Below are 21,523 nucleotides of genomic sequence, written 5' to 3'. Positions count from 1 at the left end.
GTTCCCTGGAGACTCCAGGGAACCGGGGGCTCATGCACCGCCCTCTGGGCCGGGCCGCTCAGGTGCGGTGGCTCAGCTCAGTGGGAGTGGCCGTGACCGTGGCCGTGGCCCGCGTCCGCCGGCTCCTCTTCCTTCTTCTCCACCACGAGCGTCTCGGTGGTGAGCAGCAGGGAGGCGATCGACGCGGCGTTCTCCAGCGCGGAGCGGGTGACCTTGACCGGGTCGATGACGCCGGCCTTCACCAGGTCGCCGTACTCGCCGGTCGCGGCGTTGAAGCCCTGACCCTTCTCCAGCTCCGACACCTTCGCGGTGATGACGTAGCCCTCGAGTCCGGCGTTCTCGGCGATCCAGCGCAGCGGCTCGACGGCGGCGCGGCGGACGACCGCGACACCGGTGGCCTCGTCGCCGTCCTTGCCGAGGTTGCCCTCGAGCACCTTGACTGCGTGCACCAGCGCGGAGCCACCACCGGAGACGATGCCCTCCTCGACCGCGGCGCGGGTCGCGGAGATGGCGTCCTCCAGACGGTGCTTCTTCTCCTTCAGCTCCACCTCGGTGGCGGCGCCGACCTTGATCACGCACACGCCGCCGGCCAGCTTCGCGAGGCGCTCCTGGAGCTTCTCGCGGTCCCAGTCGGAGTCCGTGGTCTCGATCTCGGCCTTGATCTGCGCGACGCGGCCGGACACGTCCTCGCTCTTGCCGCCGCCGTCGACGACCGTGGTGTCGTCCTTGGTGACGGTGATACGGCGGGCGGTGCCCAGCACGTCCAGACCAGCCTGGTCGAGCTTGAGGCCGACCTCCTCGGCGATGACGGTGGCACCGGTGAGGGTGGCCATGTCCTGGAGCATCGCCTTGCGGCGGTCACCGAAGCCGGGGGCCTTGACCGCGACCGCGTTGAAGGTGCCGCGGATCTTGTTGACGACGAGCGTGGACAGGGCCTCGCCCTCGACGTCCTCGGCGATGATCAGCAGCGGCTTGGAGCTGCCGGCCTGGATGATCTTCTCCAGCAGCGGCAGCAGGTCCGTGATCGCGGAGATCTTGCCCTGGTGGATCAGGATGTACGGGTCGTCGAGGACGGCCTCCATACGCTCCGGGTCGGTCACCATGTACGGCGACAGGTAGCCCTTGTCGAAGGCCATGCCCTCGGTGAAGTCCAGCTCCAGACCGAAGGTGTTGGACTCCTCGACGGTGATGACACCGTCCTTGCCGACCTTGTCCATCGCCTCGGCGATGAGCTCGCCGACCTGCTGGTCCTGGGCGGACAGCGCGGCGACGGCGGCGATGTCGGACTTCTCCTCGATCGGACGCGCGGTGGCGATGAGGTCGTCGGAGACGGCCTTGACGGCGGCGTCGATGCCCTTCTTCAGGGCTGCCGGGGAGGCGCCCGCGGCGACGTTGCGCAGACCCTCGCGGACCAGGGCCTGGGCGAGCACGGTGGCGGTGGTGGTGCCGTCACCCGCGATGTCGTTGGTCTTGGTCGCCACCTCCTTGACCAGCTGGGCGCCGAGGTTCTCGTACGGGTCCTCGATCTCCACCTCACGGGCGATGGTGACACCGTCGTTGGTGATGGTGGGGGCGCCGAACTTCTTGTCGATCACGACGTTGCGGCCCTTGGGGCCGATCGTCACCTTGACCGTGTCGGCGAGCTTGTTGACGCCGCGCTCAAGGGCGCGACGGGCGTCCTCGTCGAACTTCAGGATCTTCGCCATGGAGCTTCTCAAGTCCTCTCGTTGCGATCCCCGGCTGCCTTCTGGGACAGCCGCCATCGCGAAAAACGAACCGCGCCCCGGCGACCCGGCTTCTCAGACACGGGGGCCAGGGCGCGGCTCAGAGCAAAACTGCCGGGTGACTTACTTCTCGACGATCGCGAGCACGTCGCGGGCCGAGAGGACGAGGTACTCCTCGCCGTTGTACTTCACCTCGGTGCCGCCGTACTTGCTGTAGAGCACGACATCGCCGGTCTTGACGTCGAGCGGCAGGCGCTCGCCGTTCTCGAAGCGGCCCGGGCCGACGGCCAGGACGACGCCCTCCTGGGGCTTCTCCTTGGCCGTGTCCGGGATGACCAGGCCAGAGGCCGTGGTCTGCTCGGCGTCCAGCGGCTGGACCACGATGCGGTCCTCAAGCGGCTTGATGGCAACCTTGGAGCTGGTGGTCGTCACGATCCGACCTCCCCCTTCGGAGATCTCACGGGGTTAACTGTCTGAGGTGGCGACCAGGTGGATCCGTCGTCGCGGGTGCCGGACCTGCCCGTCGCTGTGTTGGCACTCTCCTGCGGGGAGTGCCAGAGCCGAGACTATGACCGCGATTAGCACTCGGTCAAGCGGAGTGCCAGTCAACCCGTGCGTGGCGGTCATACGTAGTCCTCCAGCCGCGCCACCGCGTACCCCCGTTCGGTGATGAGGTTCATCACCCGCCGGATCAGGTCGGGCATCCGGGCCCGCCACTCCGCCTCACCCCGGAAGTGGGTGAGGATGATGTCGCCGGGGTGCAGCTCCCGGTCCGCCTCCCGCCACTCCATGTGGTCCGCGAACGCCTCCGCAGCCCAGAGCGGTACGGCCTCGATCCCGCACGACTTCGCGGCCCGCAGCGTGTTCCGGTCGTAGGCGCCGTAGGGCGGCCGGAAGAGCCGGGGCCGCTCGCCGAACTCCTCCTCGATCCGGTCCTGCTGCCCGCAGATCTCCCTGCGCTGGGCCCGGTAGGGACGCCCGCGCAGATACGGGTGGGTGAGGGTGTGGTTGTTCAGCGTCGTCCCGCGCTCCTGCATCCTGCCGAAGTACGCGTAGTCGCCCCGCGCCAGGTAGTCGGTCAGGAAGGCGCTGTACGGGATCTCCAGGTCGCTCATCATCCGGAGCAGCGCGGGGTCCTTCTCGGCTCCGTCGTCGATCGTGAGGAAGACGACCCGGTCGGTGGTCGGCACGGCGGTGAAGACCGGCGGGAGGCCTTCGTGGTCGCGGACCTCGAAGCCCTCGCGGGTGGTGATCTCCGGCTTCTCGCCCGGTGGCGGGGGTGCGACGAGCGGCGGCTCGTCGAGTCCCCAGTACCTGGCCGCGGCGGCCTGGGCGCCGGACGCCGGCTTCCCCATGCGCCCGGCGGGTGCTCCCGGCGCGCCGGGAGCACCGAAAGCCCCGGGAGTACCGGGAGCCACGTACCGGCCGTGGGACCCGGGACCCTGCGCGCTCCCACTCGTACAGCTCCCGCTGACGGCGCAGTTCCCGCCGATCGCGGCGACGACCAGCGCGGTCAGCACCAGTGCCCCACGGCGCCAACCATTCGCCATATTTGCGTTTTGTCGTACTAGTCCCATACCCGCGCATCCTGTCAGCGCCGGGCCCCCACCAGGCCCCGACACCGCCACCGGGCCCCGCACCGTCCCCCGGCTGGCCGACAATGAGCGTGTGGATGACATCTCCTTCCCCCACCTCGGACCGCTGCTCAGCGCCGAGGGGCAGTCCCTGCTGGCAGTCCTGCGCGACCACGACCCCGCCCAGGAGCTCGCCGTGGCGACCAGGCTGCGCCGCGAGCACCCGGCCGAGCTGGTCTCGGCGGCGCTCGCCCAGGCACGGCTGCGGCAGCGGGCGGTGACCAAGTTCGGCGCCGAGGACGCGTACCGGATGTACTTCACGCCGAACGGCGTCGAGCAGTCCACCCGCCGCTCGGTGGCCGCCTACCGGGCCGCGCGGTTCCGGGACATCGGCCCGGTCCAGGTGACCGATCTGTGCTGCGGAATAGGCGGCGACGCGATCGCGCTGGCCCGCGAGGGCTTCGTCGTGGACGCGGTCGACCTGGACCCGCTGACCGCCGAGAGCGCCCTGGTCAACGTGTGCACGGTGGTGGAGGGGACCCCGCTGATCACCGTCAGCTGCACGGACGTCATGGAGTACGACCTCAACGGCACGGAAGCGGTCTTCATCGACCCGGCCAGACGGGGCGGGCGCGGTGGCGGCCGGATCTTCGACCCCGAGGCGTACTCCCCGCCGCTTTCCTGGGCGATCGACGCGGTACGCCGGGTCGGCACCGGAGCCATCAAGATCGCCCCCGGCATTCCGCACGAGCTGGTCCCCGAGGACTTCGAGGCCGAGTGGATCTCGGACGCCGGCGATGTGAAGGAGGCCGTGCTCTGGCACGACGAGGGACGCCCCGAGGTCATCACCCCGGGGACGCGCCGCGCCACCCTCCTCCCGTCGGGTGCGACGCTGGTGGGCCGCGGACTGCCGGACCCCGAGGTCCGCCCGGTGGGCCGCTATCTGTACGAGCCCGACGGCGCCGTGATCCGCGCGCATCTGGTCGCCGAGGTCGCCGAGGAACTGGGCGGCGGGCTGCTCGACCCGACCATCGCCTACATCACGGCCGATGAGCTGCGCCCGACCCCGTACGCCACCGCCTACGAGATCACCGACGAGTTGCCGTTCAACCTCAAGAAGCTGAAGGCCCTGCTGCGTGAACGCGGCGTCGGCAACCTGACGGTGAAGAAGCGCGGCTCGGCGGTCGAACCGGAGGAGGTACGCCGCAAGGTCAAGCCACGCGGGCCGAACGCGGCCACGGTGTTCCTGACGCGGGTGGCGGGGGCACCGACGATGCTGATCGGCGGGCCGGTGGGGTAACCGGGGGGCCGGGGCGGCGGAGCGTCCGGGCGTACCGGGCCAGCCGGACGCTCAGGGCGGCCGGGTCAGCGGGGCGCTCCAGGTCAACCGGCCGTGGGGCCAGACCAGGCGTGCCGGCCGGGGGCTGCTCAGACGTGGGCGTTGCTCACGGGTGTACGCGACGCCGGTCCGTCGACTGCCGTAAGCCGCAGCGCCCACCGGTAGTGGGTCACGGCCTTGGCGGCACCGATCAGGCCCATCACCCAGCAGATGACGCCCACACCCATGAAGTAGGCGACCTCGCCGTACGTCGTGGCGCCCGGTTGTGCGGATGCCGGAATGGCGAAGGAGAGCCACAGTCCGAAGGCGCCGAAGACGAAGCAGGACAGCAGCCAGCACAGACTCGGCCCTGGGGCCCTGAAACGGGCGTCACCGGCGGGGTCGCGGTCCAGGGCGGCCCACTGGTCGAGCAGTGCGCGGATACGGCGGTCACGCCCGATGCCCGAGCCGACGAGAAGTCCGGCCGGGACCAGAACGCCGGTGGCGATACCGAAGGCGACCACGATGAGGATCATGCTCAACGGGTCGTAGGGGCCGTCGGGACCCAGCGAGGCAAGACCGCTGCCCGCGATGCCCCAGCCCAGTTGCAGCATGGCGAGTTGAAGCAGGAACACCAGCAGCCGGGGTATCCCGATCAGCCGCGTGGTGAGATCCCCGAGCACCGCCGCCCGGTCGGCGAGCAGCGCCTCGCGGTCGGGCCAGGAGCGCAGGGCCTCGGGTGGCGGGGGCGGGGGAAGTCGGCGACCACGGGGCATGCCCGCGAGACTACCGGCGCCACGTCGGGGGCCTGCTGTCGGGGCGTCAGGCGCTGCTCACTCCATCTCGCCTCGCCAGGCGGCACCATGGGTTGTCCCACTCAGAACTGGAAGCCGATCACGCCCGAGCCCGGCTCCGACTGCGCGCGCCGCATCCAGCCGAGGCCCTGCGTGACAGCGTCCAGGACACCGGGCTCCAGCGGCAGGGCCTGCCCCGACTCGTCGGCCGCGCTTGGCGTCCGACGAAGAACTCATGGGCGGGACCCTGTGGGACGCCGCTGACACGGCCTCACATGCCCGCCGGCCCGGACCGACGAGGCTCGTACACCGGTTTTCGACACCCGCGCGCGGACTCGGTCCGGAAGGGCATTGCGCCGGCGGCCTCAGCCTTCGGCGATCTGGCGGACCTCGCAGGTGATCGTCCAGAACGTCTCATGGGTCTGGAGGAACCGCTTGGTCCACTCCAGCGCCTCGGCCTCGTCCTCGGCCTGGATCAGCGCGTAGCCGCCGATGACCTCCTCGGACTCGGCGAACGGCCCTTCGGTGACGACGATCTTCCCGCCGGACCAGGTGACGCGCTTGCCCTGGGCGGCCGGGGTGAGCCCGGCGGTGTCCAGCAGCACACCGGCCTTGGTCATCTCCTCGATCAGCACCCCCATCCGCTCCATGAGCTCCGGGCTGGGCCCTTCTGCCGGAGCCTCCGACTCGTTGACGCGGATCATCGACAGGTACCGGGGCATGGTGTTCTCCGTATGTCGCTGGGCGGGGCCGTACTCCGCCTCTCAGCCTGTACATCGAACGGGACGCCGGGCCGGCCGACACGGCCAGGATGCCTAGAGGTAGTCCTCCAGGCGCGCGACTGTGAAGCCCTGCTCCTGGATACGGCGCAGCAGATTCGCCGTCATCTCGGTCATCGTCGCCCCCTTCAGATCGGAGGGGCCGCGGAAGTGGGCCAGGATGATGTCGCCGGGGTGCAGCTTCTTGTCGCCGCGCTGGTACTGCATGTTCTTGATCTGCATCGACTCGCGCCACAGCACGATCGCCTGGGCGCCGCAGGCCTTCGCGGCGGCGCGGGTGTCCTCGTTCCAGTTGCCGTAAGGCGGGCGCAGGAGGCGCGGGGCGGTTCCGTAGCGGGCCTTGAGTTTGTCCTGCTGGCCGCAGATCTCGCGCTTCTGGGCCGCCGCGTCCAGGGTGCGGAGGTTGGGGTGCGTCAGGGTGTGGTTGTGGACACCGTTGCCCAGCTTCCGGAGCCGGTCGAAGTAGCCGTAGTCGCTGCTGATGGCCGAGTCCGTGAGGAACATCGAGAAGGGGATCTTCAGCTCCTCCATCATCGTCACGAACTCCGGGTCCTTCTCGGCCCCGTCGTCGACGGTGATGAAGACGACCTTGTCCTGCACCGGTATGTCGCTGATCACGGGTACGTCGCCGTCCGCGCTCAGGACCACCGGCTTGGACTTGGGCGGTGCCGGCGGCGCGGCCAGCGGCGGGATGCCCCACTTGCGGTACGCCGCGGCGGTGGCGGCTGTTCCGTCCGGGGAACCGGACCCCTCGGCGGGCGACGCGGAGCCCTTGGCCTCATGGCTCGCGCGTGACGTCGGTGTGGCCTCGGAGGTGCTCGAGCAGCCCGATATGAGGACCGGTACAAGCCCTGCGGCGAGCAGTGCCCCCGCGATCCTCCGCCGTCCCGCGATGTTCGCGCCCACCCCAGCACCCCATGTCCGTACGCCGTCCGTTCACACTTACGGATGCCGAACAGGCGTGCAGGGTTGCATCACCGGGGGAAGTCGACGGACTCGAAACGCCAGCGGTGCACCGGTCGGCTGATCAGTTCCGGCGCGGGATCGGGAAGTTCGGGTAGTTCGGGCAGGTCCGGCAGCGCCTCCGACTCCGGCAGCACCGCCCACCAGGTCAGCACCAGCACCCGGTCCCCGGGCGCGCGGAAGGTCTCGCGGCGCAGCGGCGGCACACCCGGCAGCTCGCGCCCACGGGCCCAGGCGAGCAGCTCGGCGCCGCGGCCATCGGCCGCGCGCGCCTCCCACATCAGCGTGACGACCGTCATGAGTACAGGTTGTCCTTGCTGAGCTCATGCAGATGGTCATGCTCGTGGCTGCCATGACCGTGATCGTGGATGGAGTGCGCGCCGGGGACATGCGGATCGGTCACCGGCAGCGACGAGTCCGCCGAGAGCTCCCAGTCCGACGGCGGCCGGTTCCGGGCCACCATCTCCGCGCCCAGCGCCGCCACCATCGCGCCGTTGTCCGTGCAGAGCTTGGGCCGCGGCACCCGCAGCCGGATACCGGCCGCCTCGCACCGCTCCTCGGCCAGGGCGCGCAGCCGCGAGTTGGCCGCCACACCGCCGCCGATCATCAGATGGTCGACGCCCTCGTCCTTGCAGGCCCGGACGGCCTTGCGGGTCAGCACGTCCACCACCGCCTCCTGGAACGAGGCGGCCACGTCCCGTACGGGCACCTCCTCGCCCGCGTTGCGCTTGGCCTCGATCCAGCGGGCCACAGCGGTCTTCAGCCCGGAGAAGGAGAAGTCGTACGCGGGGTCGCGCGGACCACTCAGCCCGCGCGGGAACGCGATCGCCTCCGGATTGCCCTCCTTCGCCAGCCGGTCGATGACAGGACCACCCGGGAAGCCGAGTTGGAGCACACGTGCGATCTTGTCGAAGGCCTCACCGGCCGCGTCGTCGATCGTGGCGCCCATCGGGCGTACATCGCTGGTGATGTCGGGCGCGAGCAGTAGCGACGAGTGGCCGCCCGAGACCAGCAGCGCCATGGTGGGCTCGGGCAGCGGCCCGTGCTCCAGCTGGTCCACGCAGATATGCGAGGCGAGGTGGTTCACCCCGTAGAGCGGCTTGCCCAGGGCGTACGCGTACGCCTTCGCCGCCGACACCCCCACCAGCAGCGCGCCCGCGAGTCCGGGTCCCGCCGTCACGGCGATGCCGTCCAGGTCCTTCGCGGTGACCCCGGCGTCCTTCAGGGCGCGCTCGATCGTCGGGACCATCGCCTCCAGGTGGGCGCGCGAGGCGACCTCGGGTACGACTCCGCCGAAGCGGGCGTGCTCGTCGACGCTGGAGGCGATGGCGTCGGCGAGCAGGGTGGTGCCGCGGACGATGCCGACGCCCGTCTCGTCGCAGGACGTCTCGATACCGAGCACGAGCGGTTCGTCAGCCATGGTTTTCTGTTCCTTGTACGTGACCGTGTACGGGCCGGTCTGCGGGAGCGTCCGAGGGCGCGGGGCCCGCGTCGCTTACGTGCAGGCGCATCACGAGGGCGTCGATGTTGCCGGGCTGGTAGTAGCCGCGGCGGAACCCGATCGGCTCGAAGCCGAAGCGCTCGTACAGCTTCTGCGCCCGGGTGTTGTCGACGCGCACTTCCAGAAGCACCTCTTCGCATTCGCTCGCGGTGGCGTGCTGGAGCAGGTCGGTGAGCAGCCGGGCGCCGAGGCCGGTGCCCCACTGCTCGCGGGCGACGGCGATGGTCTGGACGTCCCCGAGCCCACCGGCGGCGGCCAGGCCGGCGTAGCCGACGATCCGGGCGCCCCCGGGTCCGCCCGTCTCGGCGACGGTGTAGTGGCGGGTGGCGCCGGGCCCGCGCGCGTGGGCGAGCTCGGACCAGAACATCCCGGGGGACCAGGCGTCATCGGGGAAGAGGTCGTGTTCCAGCCGCAGCACCGGCTCGATGTCCCACCAGCGCATCTCACGCAGTGCCACCGCGGCGGCGGACCGTGGCGCGGCGGTCGTGTGGTGCCCGCTGCTCACGACGGTGTGACCACCTTGTAGTTCTTGGGCACCTGGGCGTCCGGGCGGCGCAGGTAGAGCGGCCTGGGCGGTGGCAGTTCCTCACCGGCAGCGAGCTTCTCGGCGGCGAGCGAGGCCAGCGCGGCGGCCGACTGGTGCTCCGGGCCGCGGGCGTCGGGGAAGGACTCCGGGTAGAGCAGCGCGCCCGCGCCGACCACCGGCAGCCCGGCGAGCCGGTCGGCGATCTCCGCGGGCCGGTCGACGGCCGGCTCGCTCACCCGGGTGCGGAAACCGTCGTAGCGCGCCCAGTAGACCTCCTTGCGGCGCGCGTCGGTCGCCACCGCGAACGGCCCCTCGATACCGGAGGCGTACGCGAGACCGTCCAGCGTGCACAGCCCGTGTACCGGGATTTCGAGTGCCGAGCCGAAGGTCGCGGCCGTCACCAGGCCGACGCGCAGCCCGGTGTACGGGCCGGGGCCGACGCCGACCACGAGGTCCGTTACGGCGCTCAGTGCCAGCCCGGCGTCCGCGAGGACGCGGTCGACGGCGGGCAGCAGCAGTTCCCCGTGCCGACGGGCGTCGGTCGAGGTGGCCTCGGCGACGACGGATGTGCCGTCGTGGAGGGCTGCGGTGACGGCTGGGGTGGCGGTATCAACGGCGAGCAAGAGCACGCGAACAGCCTACGGCCACGACGACGGGGCACGGCGTCCCGTACCTGGTGGCCCCTGCTGCTACCGTCAGCCGCGTACGCAGCGGAGCAGCAAGCAAGCAGACACCAGCAGACGCAAGGGGAGCAGGGTGGCCGGGAGCAGCTCGGGAATGGTGGCCGGGCTCACCGCGGCTGCGCTCGCCGCGGTCGGCTTCCTCGCCTACCAGGCGTCCGCGAACGTCCCCGAGGACCTCAGGCAGCCCGCCACCGCCGTGCGCTCCCCCGGCGCCGAGCCGTCCGGCAGCGCCACCGACCAGCGGCGGCCCGACCCGCTGGCGGTGCCCGCGAAGTCCGGCAAGGGCCTGCGGGTCGTGTACGCGCTCGGCGAGAGGCGGGTCTGGCTGGTCGGCGCCGACGGGAAGGCGACACATACGTTCCCGGTCGCGCCCAGCACGGTGAGCCCGCCGCCCGGCACGTACGAGGTGACCTCGCGCAGCGCCGGAATCCGCGGCTCGGACGGGGTGCCGATCGAGCACGTCGTGCGGTTCGCGACCGTGGACGGGGTGAGCATCGGGTTCAGCGCGGCGGTCGACGGATCGATGCCGTACCCGGACCCGGCCCGTAAGACCGGCGGCGTCCGGATGAAGCGCGCGGACGGCGACGCGATGTGGGACTTCGCGGTGATCGAGACCAAGGTCGTCGTCGTCCCTTAGTGCCCGCGGACCCCGATTCCCTTCAGCGCGGAAGCAGCTCCGCAAACCACTCGAACGGGCTACGCGGCGTGGCGGCGCTCCTCATGCTCCGCGACACTCGTGGCACCCGCGCCACCCGACGGGTCCTCGGGTGACGCACCCTTGTGCTCGCGCGGCGGGGTCGAGACCGCGCTGGCAGCCGCGCACGACGCCAGCAGATCGCGCATCGATACGGCAGACGGTGTGACGGCAGGGGGCCGTGGACGCGACCGCGGGCCGGTCGTGTCGTGCTCGGGCGCGGACATGGATGCCTCCTGACACTGCGGGGGCAGGCATGGTTAGGCAGCCCTAACCTGGTCTCGTATCCATGTCACCACGCCCGCAGCCTGGGGCGCAACATTTTGCCGACGTCTTGTCGGAACGTACACAATCGGACGCCGCCGGGACGGGGCAGCCGCGCACCGGCGCCGTCCGGTACCCCTTCAGGCGGTGAGTCCGGCAAGACCGGCGTCGGCCCAGCGCGGCCCGATCCCCGTGAAGGTGACCGTGCGGCGATCGTCGTCCGTGTTGCCGACAACCCGGTGGATCACCACATGCAGCCGGTCGTCGGAGAGCTCCTCGACCTTGCCGTCGCCCCACTCCACGACCACGACGGAATCGGGCAGCGAGATATCGAGGTCCAGGTCCTCCATCTCGTCCAGCCCCCCGCCCAGGCGGTACGCGTCCACGTGGACCAGGGCGGGTCCGCCCACCAGCGAAGGGTGCACCCTGGCGATGACGAACGTCGGCGAGGTCACCGCGCCGCGCACCCCGAGGCCCTCGCCGAGGCCGCGGGTCAGGGTCGTCTTGCCCGCACCGAGCTCACCACTGAGCATGACGAGGTCACCGGGCCGCAGCAGCTTGGCCAGCCGGCGGCCGAGCTCCTGCGTCTGCTCCGGGGATGTGAGGGTGAGACGGACGGCGGCCGCGCTCGCGCCTGCGGTCGCGGGCGCTGCGGTGTCAGCCGGGCTCTGCGGTGCTTCCATACGTGCCAACGTTAGCCGCTGCCGGCACCGCCCCGACCCGCACCAGCAGGTCCGCCAGCCGGTCGGTGACCACCACCGGGTGCTCCAGCATCACCAGGTGCCCGGCGTCCGGGACGATCACCAGCTCCGAATCGGGCAGCAGATCCGAGATCGCCTCGCTGTGCGTGCTGGGCGTCACCAGGTCCCGGTCCCCGGCCAGGACCAGCACCGGGACCTCCTGGAAGACCTCGAGCGCCGTGGCCTTGTCATGTTCGGCGAATGCCGGGTAGAACTCGGCGACCACATCGATCGGGGTGCCCTCGATCATGCGCTCGGCGAACCGGGCCACCGCCGGGTCCACGTCCTTCGAGCTGAACGAGTAGCGCTTGATCAGCCCCGCGAAGAGATCCGCCGTGGCACGCCGCCCGCGCTCGACCAGATCCGCCTGGGAGCCCAGCGCCTTCAGCACCCCGGGCAGTACCCGCCGCACCACGTTCACACCCGCGACCGGCAGCCCGTAGTTCACCTCGCCGAGCCGGCCGGCCGACGTCCCCACGAACGCGACACCGACCACACGCTCCCGGATCAGCTCGGGATACGACTCGGCCAGCGCCATCATCGTCATCCCGCCCATCGAGTGACCCACCAGCACCAACGGGCCCTCAGAAGCCGCCGCGTCGATGACCGCCTTCAGATCCCGGCCGAGCTGGTCGATCGAGACCGGTGTCCCCTCCGGTCCCGACTGGGCCATCCCGCGCCCCGAACGCCCATGGCTGCGCTGGTCCCAGTGGACGGTGCGGATCAGCCCGCGCAGCGCGGCCCGCTGGAAGTGCCAGGAGTCCTGGCTGAGGCAGTAGCCGTGGCTGAACACGACGGTGACCGGCGCCGGCGACTTGCGGCCGAACAGCCTGCGCCTGCGCGGCCCGATACCCCCCGCGTCCGGATCGACCTCGTCGGTCTCGAAGTAGAGGGTCGTACCGTCGTCCGACGTGGCCCGGCCCGGTGTGCCGCGCAGCGACCCATAGGGTCCCGAGGCGTCCAGCGCGAGCCGTGCCTTGCGCCGCATCCCACGGCCTACGGTCATCCGCTCTATGGCGACGCCCGCCGCCGCACCGGCGGCGATCACCCCTATGGCAGCGCCGGCGAAGCCCGCCCGGCGCCAGTTGCCCGTGGCCGCGTCGGTCACCGCTGCCGCCACGTCCCCCGCGCTGCTCTCGCTCACCGTGCCTGCTCCTATAGGTCGGTCGGTTGGGGTCGCTTACCCGTCGAGCTCGTTGAGATGGACGCGCGGCACACGCGCCCCGATCCGGGTCACGATCTCGTACGCGATCGTGTCCGCAGCCTCCGCCCAGTCCTCCGCGGTCGGCTCACCCTGGTCACCCGGGCCGAACAGCACCGCGACGTCCCCCTCCTGGACCCGGGCCGCGCCGTCCGGACCGAGGTCCACCACGAACTGGTCCATGGCGACCCGCCCGGCCACCCGCCGCCAGGCACCGCCCACCAGGACCGGCCCGCGGCCCGAGGCGTGGCGCGGGATGCCGTCCGCGTAACCGACGGGGACGAGGCCGAGCGCGGTGTCCGTGTCGGTGATGTAGTGGTGCCCGTAACTGACGCCATGGCCCGCGGGGACGTCCTTGACCAGCGCCACGGAAGCCTTGAGCGTCATCACCGGCCGCAAACCGAAGTCGGCGGGTGTGCCGAGCTCCGGACTGGGCGAGATGCCGTACATCGCGATCCCCGTACGCACCAGGTCGAGATGGGTCTCGGGCAGGGTCAGTGTGGCCGGCGAGTTGGCGATATGCCGCACCTCCGGCTTGATGCCCTCCTTCTCCGCGTAGGCCACCAGATCACTGAAGACGGACAGTTGAGCGGCGATGGAGGGGTGGCCGGGCTCGTCGGCGCAGGCGAAGTGCGACCACAGCCCGGTGACCCTGACGCTGCCCGTCGCCTCGGCGACGCGGGCCTCGGCGACGAGCGCGGCCCAGTCCGCCGGCTGGCAGCCGCTCCGGCCGAGCCCCGTGTCTGCCTTGAGCTGGATCCTGGCCGTACGGCCCGCCTCACGCGCGGCACGCACCACCTCGCCCAGCGCCCAGGGGTCGCTCACCCCCAGGTCCACGCCCGCCTCGACGGCCTCCCGCCACGGCCCGCCCGGGGTCCAGAGCCAGCACAGCACCCTGGCCTCGATCCCCTCGGCCCGCAGGGCGAGCGCCTCCTCCGGGGTGGCGGTGCCGAGCCAGGTCGCGCCCGCGGCGAGCGCGGCCTTCGCGCAGGGCACCATTCCATGCCCGTACCCGTCGGACTTCACCACGGCCATGACGGCAGCGCGGGGAGCCCTCGCACGCAGTGCGCGGACGTTGTCGCGCAGGGCGGCGAGGTCGATCTCGGCGCGGGCTCGGAAGGGTGCGTTCTGGTTCATCGCGGCCCAGTGTCTCAGAGGCCCCCGGCATAGTTCGTACGGCAACGACCGCGAGTGGTGCTGGTCACCCGCGCGTATCAGGGTGTGGTCCCGCCACCCGGCAAGACGTGGTCGTGTCGCGCCTCAGGGTGCGGCCGGACCGCGCCGCGCTCAAGCCGCGTTCACGGCGCGGTCGTGTCGCGCATCACATGCGATGAGGTCCGCGTCACGGAGCGGTCGTGTCGCGCCATGCCCGGGGAATCGCCTCGGCCACGTCATTCGCCGACACGGGGGCGTCATGGGACGCCAGCCGGCCCGCGAGCCCGTGCAGATAGGCGCCCACCGACGCCGCGTCGAACGGCTCCAGACCGGCGGCGAGCAGAGAGCCCGTCAGCCCGGACAGCACGTCCCCGCTCCCAGCCGTGGCCAGCCAGGACGTCCCCGTCGCGTTCACCCGGACCGGGCGGCGCGGATCGGGATCGGCGACGAGGGTGGTCGAGCCCTTGAGGAGCACCGTCGCGCCATAGGCCTCCGCCAGCCGCCGTACGGAGGCGAACCGTGCGCCTTCGACCTCCTCGCGCGACACGCCGAGCAGCGCGGCGGCCTCGCCCGCATGGGGGGTGAGGAGGGTGGGAGCGGTACGGGCCCGGACCACGGCCGGGTCGAGCGCCCGCAGCCCGTCGGCGTCCACCAGCACCGGTACCTCCGAGTCCAGTACCTCCGCCACCCCCGGGCCGTCGCCCAGACCGGGCCCGACGACCCAGGCCTGCACCCGTCCGGCCTTCGCGGGCGGCCAGCCGTGCACCAGGGTCTCCGGGAAACGGGCGATGACGGCGTCAGCGGCCGGGCCCACGTACCGCACCGCGCCGGCACCGGCGCGGAGGGCGCCGGCCACCGCGAGCACGGCCGCGCCGGGATAGCGGAGGGACCCGGCGACCACGCCGATGACGCCGCGGCGGTACTTGTCGCTCTCGGCGGCGGGTCGCGGCAGCAGCCGCGCCACATCCGCGTGTTGCGGGGCCTCGACGTCGGGCACGGAGGGCAGGTACGGCTCCAGGCCGATATCGATGAGCCGGACCGCCCCCGTGTACTCGTGGGCCGGGTCGATCAGGAGCCCCGGCTTGTACGTGCCGAACGTGACCGTCGCATCGGCCCGCAGCGGCTCCCCCTTGACCTCCCCTGTGTCCGCCTCGATGCCGCTGGGCAGGTCGACGGCGACAACGAGCGCGCCGGAGCCGCGGGCGGCCCGGGCGAGCGGGACCGCGTCGGGGCGCAGGCCACCGTGACCGCCGATGCCGGTGATGCCGTCGAGCACCAGGTCGGCCGAGGCGAGCACCTGGTACGGGTCGTCCGCGACCCGGCCCCCGGCCTTCAGCAGTGCGCCGAGCCCGCCTCGGTGCGTCTTGTCCGGCGCGAGCAGTACGGCGTCCACGCGGGCCCCTCTGCGTCGGAGCCGGACCCCCGCGTAGAGGGCGTCGCCCCCGTTGTCCCCGCTGCCCACCAGCAGGACGACTCGGGCCCCGTACACCCGCTGGAGCAGCCCGGCGACCGCGGCGGCGAGGCCGGCGGCGGCGCGCTGCATGAGCGCGCCTTCGGGGAGGCGGGACATGAGGTCGGCTTCGGCTCGGCGGACGGTGTCCACGCGGTACGCATGACGCATGCTCAGAGTCTGCCCCGTGTACGGGTTCCCGGGCGCCCCCCGCACCGTGGTGCCTCGTCGACATGGGGCGGGCGGGTCGCCGCGGTGGGCGGGGCTCAGGGCGGGCGGGTCGCGCGGTGGGCGGCACCCCGCCACGGTGCCGGAGTCACACCGCCTCACCAAACGAAAGGGCCTAGCCCTCCGCCACGACCATCGCGGAGGCGACACCCGCGTCATGGCTCAGCGAGACGTGCCAGGTACGCACCCCCCGCGCCGTCGCGGCAGCCGCCACCGTGCCGGTGACGCGGAGGCGGGGCTGTCCTGAGTCCTCGACGTAGACCTCGCAGTCGGTCCACAGCAGGCCCGCCGGCGCGCCCAGCGCCTTCGCGACGGCCTCCTTCGCGGCGAAGCGGGCCGCGAGGGAGGCCGTGCCGCGGCGCTCGCCGCTGGGCAGGTGCAACTCGTTGCCGAGGAACAACCGGTCCGCGAGGGCCGGTGTACGGCGCAGCGCCTCGCCGAAGCGGTCGATCTCGGCGACGTCGATCCCCACCCCGATGATCATTCGACGGTGACCGACTTCGCCAGGTTGCGCGGCTGGTCCACCTCGTTGCCCCGGGCAGTCGCCAGCTCGCAGGCGAACACCTGCAGCGGCACCGTCGCCACCAGCGGCTGGAGCAGCGCGGGCGTCGCCGGGATGCGGATCAGGTGGTCCGCGTACGGCACGACCGCCTCGTCGCCCTCCTCGGCGATCACGATGGTGCGGGCGCCGCGGGCCCGGATCTCCTGGATGTTCGACACGATCTTGTCGTGCAGCACCGAGCGGCTGCGTGACGACGGGACGACGACCACGACCGGCAGGTCCTGCTCGATGAGTGCGATCGGGCCGTGCTTGAGCTCGCCCGCCGCGAAGCCCTCCGCGTGCATATAGGCGAGTTCCTTGAGCTTGAGCGCGCCTTCCAGGGCGACCGGATAGCCCACGTGCCGCCCGAGGAACAGCACCGTGTCCTTGTCGGCGAGTGAGCGGGCCAGTTCGCGGACGGGCTCCATGGTCTCCAGTACCTGCTCCACCTCGCGGGAGATCTCGGAGAGGTCGCGGATCACCGCGCGGATCTCGTCGCCCCACTTGGTTCCGCGTACCTGCCCGAGGTAGAGCGCCACCAGATAGCAGGCCACGAGCTGGGTGAGGAACGCCTTGGTCGAGGCGACGGCGACCTCGGGGCCCGCGTGGGTGTAGAGCACCGCGTCCGATTCCCGGGGGATCGTGGAGCCGTTGGTGTTGCAGATGGCCAGCACCTTCGCGCCCTGCTCGCGCGCGTGCCGCAGGGCCATCAGGGTGTCCATGGTCTCGCCGGACTGCGAGATCGCGATCACCAGGGTGCGGTGGTCCAGGATCGGGTCCCGGTAGCGGAACTCGCTGGCCAGCTCCACCTCGCAGGGGATACGGGTCCAGTGCTCGATCGCGTACTTGGCGATCAGCCCGGCGTGGAATGCCGTACCGCACGCCACGATCACGACCTTCTGGGCCTCCCTGAGCACGGACGCGGGGATCCGCACCTCGTCCAGGGTGAGCGAGCCGCTCACATCGATCCGCCCGAGCAGCGTGTCGGCGACCGCCTTCGGCTGCTCGGCGATCTCCTTGAGCATGAAGTAGTCGTAGCCGCCCTTCTCGGCGGCGGAGGCGTCCCAGTCCACGTGGTACGAGCGGACGTCGGCCGGGGAGCCCTCGAAGTCGGTGACCGTCACGCTGTCGCGGCGCAGCTCGACGACCTGGTCCTGGCCCAGCTCGATCGCCGAACGGGTGTACGCGATGAACGCGGCCACATCGGACGCCAGGAACGCCTCGCCCTCCCCGACCCCCACCACCAGCGGCGAGTTGCGGCGGGCGCCGACCACCACCTCCGGGTCGTCCGCGTGTACGGCGACCAGCGTGAAGGCGCCTTCGAGCCGCTTGCACACCAGCCGCATCGCCTCGGCCAGCTCACCGCAGGACGAGAACTCCTCGGCGAGCAGATGCGCGACGACCTCGGTGTCTGTCTCGGACTCCAGATCGTGGCCGCGGTCGGCCAGCTCGGCGCGCAGCGCCGCGAAGTTCTCGATGATGCCGTTGTGGACGACGGCGACCCGGCCCGCGTTGTCGATATGCGGGTGGGCGTTGGCGTCCGTGGGGCCGCCGTGGGTGGCCCACCGGGTGTGTCCGATGCCGGTCGAGCCGCTGGGCAGCGGCCGGTCGGTCAGCTCCTTCTCCAGGTTGAGCAGCTTGCCCGCCTTCTTGGCGGCGGCGAGACCCCCGTCGGCGAGCACGGCGACGCCGGCCGAGTCATAGCCTCGGTACTCCAGCCGCTTGAGTCCGGCGATGACGACATCGAGCGCGGACTGCGCTCCCACGTAACCCACGATTCCGCACATGCCCCGCAGCCTACGGCGTGAGCGATACCACGCCGCGTTCGGACGCAGCTGCACCGACAATGAGCATGTGATCACTTCGCCGCCACGAAGCCGCAAGCCCGACCGGGCCGAGTCGTCCCCGTACGTCGACCTCACCCGGGCGGAGTGGAGCGCGCTGCGCGAGAGGACGCCGCTGCCCCTGAGCGCGGCAGAGGTCGAACAACTGCGCGGGCTCGGTGATGTCATCGACCTGGACGAGGTCAGGGACATCTATCTGCCGCTGTCCCGGCTGCTCAATCTGTACGTGGGTGCCACCGCGAACCTCCGAGGGGCACTGAACACGTTCCTCGGCGAAGCGGGCAACGGCCATGGCACACAGCGCGGCACACCGTTCGTCATAGGCGTGGCCGGCTCGGTCGCCGTCGGCAAGTCCACGGTCGCCCGGCTGCTCCAGGCACTGCTGGCCCGCTGGCCCGAGCACCCCCGGGTGGAGCTGGTCACCACCGACGGTTTCCTCTACCCGATGAAGGAGCTGGAGAGCCGCGGGCTGATGTCCCGCAAGGGCTTCCCCGAGTCCTACGACCGGCGCGCCCTGACCCGTTTCGTCGCCGACATCAAGGCGGGCAAGGAGGAGGTCAGCGCCCCTGTCTACTCCCACCTGATCTACGACATCGTGCCGGGCCAGCGGCTCACCGTGCGCCGTCCGGACATCCTGATCGTGGAGGGCCTCAACGTCCTCCAGCCGGCCCTGCCCGGCCAGGACGGCCGCACCAGGGTGGGTCTCGCCGACTACTTCGACTTCTCGGTGTACGTGGACGCCCGCCCCGAGGACATCGAGCGCTGGTACCTCAACCGCTTCCGGAAGCTGCGCGAGACGGCGTTCCAGAACCCGTTCTCGTACTTCAGGAAGTACACCCAGGTCTCGGAGGAAGAGGCGCTGGAGTACGCCCGCACCATGTGGCGCACGATCAACAAGGTCAACCTGCTGGAGAACGTGGCACCCACCCGGGGCCGTGCCACGCTCGTCGTACGCAAGGGTCCGGACCACAAGGTCCAGCGGCTGTCCCTGCGCAAACTCTGAGGAGCCCCCGCGTGCTGCACCTGCGCATGATCGTCCCACCCGAGCGGACCGACGACGTGGTCCGCACCGTGGAGAAGACGGTCGGCACGACCCACCTCGCCGTCCTCCCTGGCGCCGCGCGCAGTCCGAGCGGCGATCTGGTGCTCTGCGACGTGGCACGCGAGGCCGGGGACACCCTGATCGGGCGGCTGCGCGAGCTCGGTCTCGACCGGGAAGGCGCGATCTCCGTCGACAGCGTTGATCTGTCGCTGTCCAAGCGCGCCGACAGGGCCGAGAAGGAGGCCCCGGGGGAAGGCGCGGACGCGGTGCTGTGGGAGCAGCTCACCGACGCGACCCACGAGGAGTCGACGCTCACCGTCACGTATCTGGCCTTCCTGACACTGGCGACGATGATCGCCGCCTGCGGTGTGGTGCTCGACAACGCGATCCTCATCGTGGGCGCGATGGCGGTGGGCCCCGAGTTCGGTCCGCTGGCCGGCCTGAGCACGGCGATCGTGCAGCGGCTGCCCCGGCTCGCCTGGCGCTCTCTGGTGGCGCTGATCGCGGGCTTCGCGGCGGCGATGCTGGTCACGGTCGGCTTCAGCCACTTCATGACGGGAATCGGGCTGTTCGAGACCTCGATGCTGAAGGCCGAACGCCCGAACACGGCGTTCATCTACCACCCCGACGCGTTCTCGTTCGTCGTCGCCGTGCTCGCGGGCATCGCCGGCACGCTCTCTCTGACGTCGGCGAAGTCGGGCGCTCTGGTGGGTGTGGCGATCTCGGTGACCACGGTCCCGGCCGCGGCGAACGCCGCCGTGGCCTTCAGCTACAGCGAGTACCGCCAGGCCTGGGGCTCCAGCGAGCAGCTGCTGCTGAACCTGCTGGGGATCATCCTGGCCGGGACGCTCACGCTGCTGACCCAGAAGTGGTTCTGGAGCGCCCAGAAGCGCCGGATGTCGCGGACCTCAGCTCACTGACAGGGTCTCCCCCAGCCAGTCGAAGACCACCTCGCAGTGCAGTTGCGGGGCCATCGGCGAGCAGTGCAGCTGGGCGCCTTCGGCCCTGGTCAGCTTCACGTAGTCCTTGGGGGCCGTGAGCTTCTCGTACATCTCGCGCGGTTGGCCGGGATAGAACTGCTCGTCGTCGTAGTCCAGGACCAGCGTGGGCGCCTTGATACGGCCGACGATGCCGGTGATCGTCAGTGCCTCGATCCGTGTGGCGGGTGTGTAGAAGTCGGTGAACATCTTGCCCTGGCGTGCCGCGAGCATCGCCTGGACGGAGAACGGCTCGAAACGCTTCTTCAGTACCGCCGCGGCGTCCGGGGGCAGCTCGGGGACGACCTCCTTGTTCCAGATGTTGTTGGTCTCCTCCTTGCTGGGGGTGAGGATCTCCCGGACCTCCGGGGGGAAGCCCAGCCAGGGCTCCAGGCAGCCGGGCATCGCGACCAGCGCGGCGATCCGATGCTCGAAGGCGGCGGCACGGGGGGCGAGGTCGCCGCCCATGCTGAGCCCGGTGAGGGCGAGCTTGTCGGGGTCCACGTCCGGACGGGCGACCAGCCAGTCCACCAGCGGGGAGACGACCTTCTCCCAGGTGGGGCTGAAGACCACCTGGTCCACGAAGAGCAGCTGGCCTTGGCCTGGGCCGTCGTACACCAGCGCGTTCCAGCCCCGGTCCAGGGCTGCGGAGACGCCGTACGTCCACATGTCGACGTTCTGCCCGTCGCTGCCGTTGGTGAGGATCACCGTCGGGCGGCGCTCGTCAGCCGTGTCCGGCCGGAAGAACCACACCGGCAGCGGGGTCTTCTGGTACGGGACGTCCGCCGTGACCGGGGGCGGTTGGCACCCATCGCAGAACGCGTCCCAGGCGGCGCGTCCCGCCTTGTAGAGCTGCTCCTCGCTGCCCGGGTCGTCGGAGCCGAGGACGAAGAACAACGCCTGCCCGTAGTACTGCGCGGCCCTCAGCGCCCGGAAGCTCGTGGTCTGGGCGTCGGCCTTGCTGCCCTGGGGCGCCTTCCTGAGCTGGTCACCGAGCTTCTTGAAGGTCTCGACGTACGTCTGCGAGGAGAGGCCCGCCTTGTTGATGGCGTTCACGGCGGTGAGCACCTCACCCACCTCACCCGCCCCGAACCCGGCTCCGCCCAGCGCCAGCAGCCCGTTGAAGTTGTACGCCGGGTCCTTGAACAGGGTCATCGCCCCGGGTGTGGCCTCTCCGGCAGCCGACGGGGAGGGCGACGCGGAGCGGCTCGGCGTCGGCGCCTGGGCGGGCGACGCACCGCCCGACGAGGTGCACCCGGTGGCGGCCATCAGAGCCCCGGCGCCACCGAGGAGCGCGGCGCGGCGGCTGGGACCCGATGCGGAGTCGTACGTCATACCGGCCGAAGGTACGACCGGCCCGGTCGCTCTCCGCCCCGCGACACCCGGGCTTCGCCCGAACGGACCAAAGCGCGGGGCGCGGGCCTTCGCGGCCTACCGCACCCGCAGCCGTCCCCGGGACACACCGGGCACCACTGCGGGTGCGGGGCGCGGGTGCGGCACACCGTGAAGCCCCGTCCCCGTGCGG

At 71.3% G+C, this 21,523-nt stretch carries 22 protein-coding genes; 4 read left to right on the top strand and 18 right to left on the bottom strand.

Annotated elements, in window-relative coordinates; all coding sequences use genetic code 11:
• Positions 1 to 77 precede the first annotated feature (77 nt).
• From groL to ACFWI9_RS15640, 3 genes are all read right to left on the bottom strand, one after another.
• Positions 78 to 1,706 carry a chaperonin GroEL gene (groL, locus tag ACFWI9_RS15650; RefSeq protein WP_387162216.1) on the bottom strand — a complete coding sequence of 543 codons (1,629 nt, stop codon included), beginning with the start codon at positions 1,704 to 1,706 and terminating at the stop codon, positions 78 to 80.
• Between the two features lie 141 nt (positions 1,707 to 1,847).
• Positions 1,848 to 2,156, bottom strand: a complete 309-nt coding sequence (gene groES, locus ACFWI9_RS15645) for a co-chaperone GroES (protein WP_015035628.1) — start codon at positions 2,154 to 2,156, stop codon at positions 1,848 to 1,850.
• 191 nt (positions 2,157 to 2,347) lie between these two features.
• Complete coding sequence (locus tag ACFWI9_RS15640; protein WP_387162215.1) at positions 2,348 to 3,301, bottom strand: polysaccharide deacetylase family protein; 954 nt, start codon at positions 3,299 to 3,301, stop codon at positions 2,348 to 2,350.
• A 73-nt stretch (positions 3,302 to 3,374) separates the two neighbouring features.
• Between ACFWI9_RS15640 and ACFWI9_RS15635 the strand changes: the two genes are divergently transcribed.
• Positions 3,375 to 4,598, top strand: a complete 1,224-nt coding sequence (locus ACFWI9_RS15635; protein ID WP_387162223.1) for an SAM-dependent methyltransferase — start codon at positions 3,375 to 3,377, stop codon at positions 4,596 to 4,598.
• A 128-nt stretch (positions 4,599 to 4,726) separates the two neighbouring features.
• Here the strand turns inward: ACFWI9_RS15635 and ACFWI9_RS15630 are convergent, their stop codons facing one another.
• The 7 genes from ACFWI9_RS15630 to tsaB form a co-directional block, all read right to left on the bottom strand.
• Positions 4,727 to 5,392: a hypothetical protein gene (locus ACFWI9_RS15630; protein WP_387162214.1), complete on the bottom strand. Its 666-nt coding sequence runs from the start codon at positions 5,390 to 5,392 to the stop codon at positions 4,727 to 4,729.
• Between the two features lie 383 nt (positions 5,393 to 5,775).
• A complete protein-coding gene (locus tag ACFWI9_RS15625) occupies positions 5,776 to 6,132 on the bottom strand; it encodes a YciI family protein (protein ID WP_387162211.1) in 357 nt (118 codons plus the stop codon).
• Positions 6,133 to 6,225: 93 nt separating this feature from the next.
• Positions 6,226 to 7,095, bottom strand: a complete 870-nt coding sequence (locus ACFWI9_RS15620) for a polysaccharide deacetylase family protein (protein ID WP_387162209.1) — start codon at positions 7,093 to 7,095, stop codon at positions 6,226 to 6,228.
• 68 nt (positions 7,096 to 7,163) lie between these two features.
• On the bottom strand, positions 7,164 to 7,451 hold the full coding sequence (locus ACFWI9_RS15615) for a hypothetical protein (RefSeq protein ID WP_387162207.1): 288 nt from the start codon (positions 7,449 to 7,451) through the stop codon (positions 7,164 to 7,166).
• A complete protein-coding gene (gene tsaD / locus ACFWI9_RS15610) occupies positions 7,448 to 8,572 on the bottom strand; it encodes a tRNA (adenosine(37)-N6)-threonylcarbamoyltransferase complex transferase subunit TsaD (protein ID WP_387162205.1) in 1,125 nt (374 codons plus the stop codon). Before tsaD ends, ACFWI9_RS15615 begins: the two co-directional genes overlap by 4 nt.
• On the bottom strand, positions 8,565 to 9,095 hold the full coding sequence (gene rimI, locus ACFWI9_RS15605; protein WP_387162221.1) for a ribosomal protein S18-alanine N-acetyltransferase: 531 nt from the start codon (positions 9,093 to 9,095) through the stop codon (positions 8,565 to 8,567). Before rimI ends, tsaD begins: the two co-directional genes overlap by 8 nt.
• Before the next feature lie 59 nt (positions 9,096 to 9,154).
• Positions 9,155 to 9,808: a tRNA (adenosine(37)-N6)-threonylcarbamoyltransferase complex dimerization subunit type 1 TsaB gene (tsaB, locus tag ACFWI9_RS15600; RefSeq protein WP_387162203.1), complete on the bottom strand. Its 654-nt coding sequence runs from the start codon at positions 9,806 to 9,808 to the stop codon at positions 9,155 to 9,157.
• A 127-nt stretch (positions 9,809 to 9,935) separates the two neighbouring features.
• On the opposite strand from tsaB, the gene ACFWI9_RS15595 reads away from it, so the two are divergent.
• The gene (locus ACFWI9_RS15595) at positions 9,936 to 10,499 is read left to right on the top strand and encodes a L,D-transpeptidase (RefSeq protein ID WP_387162201.1); all 564 of its coding nucleotides are present in this window, start codon (positions 9,936 to 9,938) and stop codon (positions 10,497 to 10,499) included.
• A gap of 59 nt (positions 10,500 to 10,558) precedes the next feature.
• Here the strand turns inward: ACFWI9_RS15595 and ACFWI9_RS15590 are convergent, their stop codons facing one another.
• The 7 genes from ACFWI9_RS15590 to glmS form a co-directional block, all read right to left on the bottom strand.
• A complete protein-coding gene (locus tag ACFWI9_RS15590) occupies positions 10,559 to 10,783 on the bottom strand; it encodes a hypothetical protein (protein ID WP_387162199.1) in 225 nt (74 codons plus the stop codon).
• A 177-nt stretch (positions 10,784 to 10,960) separates the two neighbouring features.
• Positions 10,961 to 11,503: a tRNA (adenosine(37)-N6)-threonylcarbamoyltransferase complex ATPase subunit type 1 TsaE gene (tsaE, locus tag ACFWI9_RS15585; protein ID WP_387162197.1), complete on the bottom strand. Its 543-nt coding sequence runs from the start codon at positions 11,501 to 11,503 to the stop codon at positions 10,961 to 10,963.
• A complete protein-coding gene (locus ACFWI9_RS15580) occupies positions 11,478 to 12,704 on the bottom strand; it encodes an alpha/beta fold hydrolase (protein WP_387162196.1) in 1,227 nt (408 codons plus the stop codon). Before ACFWI9_RS15580 ends, tsaE begins: the two co-directional genes overlap by 26 nt.
• Positions 12,705 to 12,740: 36 nt before the next feature.
• On the bottom strand, positions 12,741 to 13,898 hold the full coding sequence (gene alr, locus ACFWI9_RS15575; protein ID WP_387162194.1) for an alanine racemase: 1,158 nt from the start codon (positions 13,896 to 13,898) through the stop codon (positions 12,741 to 12,743).
• 205 nt (positions 13,899 to 14,103) lie between these two features.
• The gene (locus ACFWI9_RS15570) at positions 14,104 to 15,537 is read right to left on the bottom strand and encodes an NAD(P)H-hydrate dehydratase (protein WP_387162192.1); all 1,434 of its coding nucleotides are present in this window, start codon (positions 15,535 to 15,537) and stop codon (positions 14,104 to 14,106) included.
• 172 nt (positions 15,538 to 15,709) lie between these two features.
• Complete coding sequence (locus ACFWI9_RS15565) at positions 15,710 to 16,078, bottom strand: holo-ACP synthase (protein WP_387162190.1); 369 nt, start codon at positions 16,076 to 16,078, stop codon at positions 15,710 to 15,712.
• Positions 16,075 to 17,922, bottom strand: a complete 1,848-nt coding sequence (gene glmS / locus ACFWI9_RS15560; RefSeq protein ID WP_387162188.1) for a glutamine--fructose-6-phosphate transaminase (isomerizing) — start codon at positions 17,920 to 17,922, stop codon at positions 16,075 to 16,077. Before glmS ends, ACFWI9_RS15565 begins: the two co-directional genes overlap by 4 nt.
• Positions 17,923 to 17,989: 67 nt before the next feature.
• Here glmS and coaA point away from each other — a divergent pair, with 67 nt between their 5' ends.
• Positions 17,990 to 18,982 (top strand): type I pantothenate kinase, encoded by a 993-nt coding sequence (coaA, locus tag ACFWI9_RS15555; RefSeq protein WP_387162219.1) that lies wholly within the window; start codon positions 17,990 to 17,992, stop codon positions 18,980 to 18,982.
• Between the two features lie 11 nt (positions 18,983 to 18,993).
• Positions 18,994 to 19,941: a DUF389 domain-containing protein gene (locus tag ACFWI9_RS15550; RefSeq protein WP_387162186.1), complete on the top strand. Its 948-nt coding sequence runs from the start codon at positions 18,994 to 18,996 to the stop codon at positions 19,939 to 19,941.
• Here the strand turns inward: ACFWI9_RS15550 and ACFWI9_RS15545 are convergent.
• The gene (locus ACFWI9_RS15545) at positions 19,930 to 21,333 is read right to left on the bottom strand and encodes an alpha/beta hydrolase family protein (protein WP_387162184.1); all 1,404 of its coding nucleotides are present in this window, start codon (positions 21,331 to 21,333) and stop codon (positions 19,930 to 19,932) included. The genes ACFWI9_RS15550 and ACFWI9_RS15545 overlap by 12 nt on opposite strands.
• Positions 21,334 to 21,523: the final 190 nt, after the last annotated feature.

Source organism: Streptomyces sp. NPDC127084, from assembly GCF_042724175.1.
In the GTDB taxonomy this organism is placed as follows: domain Bacteria; phylum Actinomycetota; class Actinomycetes; order Streptomycetales; family Streptomycetaceae; genus Streptomyces.
Note: the sequence above shows the minus strand (reverse complement) of the source record. Positions and strands in the feature narration are given on the sequence as shown.

Bases quoted from the DNA above. Each gene is read 5' to 3' on its own strand.
- groL (WP_387162216.1), bottom strand. From the start codon at position 1,706: ATGGCGAAGATCCTGAAGTTCGACGAGGACGCCCGTCGCGCCCTTGAG.
- ACFWI9_RS15640 (WP_387162215.1), bottom strand. From the start codon at position 3,301: ATGGGACTAGTACGACAAAACGCAAATATGGCGAATGGTTGGCGCCGT.
- ACFWI9_RS15630 (WP_387162214.1), bottom strand. From the start codon at position 5,392: ATGCCCCGTGGTCGCCGACTTCCCCCGCCCCCGCCACCCGAGGCCCTG.
- ACFWI9_RS15625 (WP_387162211.1), bottom strand. From the start codon at position 6,132: ATGCCCCGGTACCTGTCGATGATCCGCGTCAACGAGTCGGAGGCTCCG.
- ACFWI9_RS15615 (WP_387162207.1), bottom strand. From the start codon at position 7,451: ATGACGGTCGTCACGCTGATGTGGGAGGCGCGCGCGGCCGATGGCCGC.
- tsaD (WP_387162205.1), bottom strand. From the start codon at position 8,572: ATGGCTGACGAACCGCTCGTGCTCGGTATCGAGACGTCCTGCGACGAG.
- rimI (WP_387162221.1), bottom strand. From the start codon at position 9,095: ATGCGCTGGTGGGACATCGAGCCGGTGCTGCGGCTGGAACACGACCTC.
- ACFWI9_RS15590 (WP_387162199.1), bottom strand. From the start codon at position 10,783: ATGTCCGCGCCCGAGCACGACACGACCGGCCCGCGGTCGCGTCCACGG.
- tsaE (WP_387162197.1), bottom strand. From the start codon at position 11,503: ATGGAAGCACCGCAGAGCCCGGCTGACACCGCAGCGCCCGCGACCGCA.
- alr (WP_387162194.1), bottom strand. From the start codon at position 13,898: ATGAACCAGAACGCACCCTTCCGAGCCCGCGCCGAGATCGACCTCGCC.
- ACFWI9_RS15570 (WP_387162192.1), bottom strand. From the start codon at position 15,537: ATGCGTCATGCGTACCGCGTGGACACCGTCCGCCGAGCCGAAGCCGAC.
- ACFWI9_RS15565 (WP_387162190.1), bottom strand. From the start codon at position 16,078: ATGATCATCGGGGTGGGGATCGACGTCGCCGAGATCGACCGCTTCGGC.
- glmS (WP_387162188.1), bottom strand. From the start codon at position 17,922: ATGTGCGGAATCGTGGGTTACGTGGGAGCGCAGTCCGCGCTCGATGTC.
- ACFWI9_RS15545 (WP_387162184.1), bottom strand. From the start codon at position 21,333: ATGACGTACGACTCCGCATCGGGTCCCAGCCGCCGCGCCGCGCTCCTC.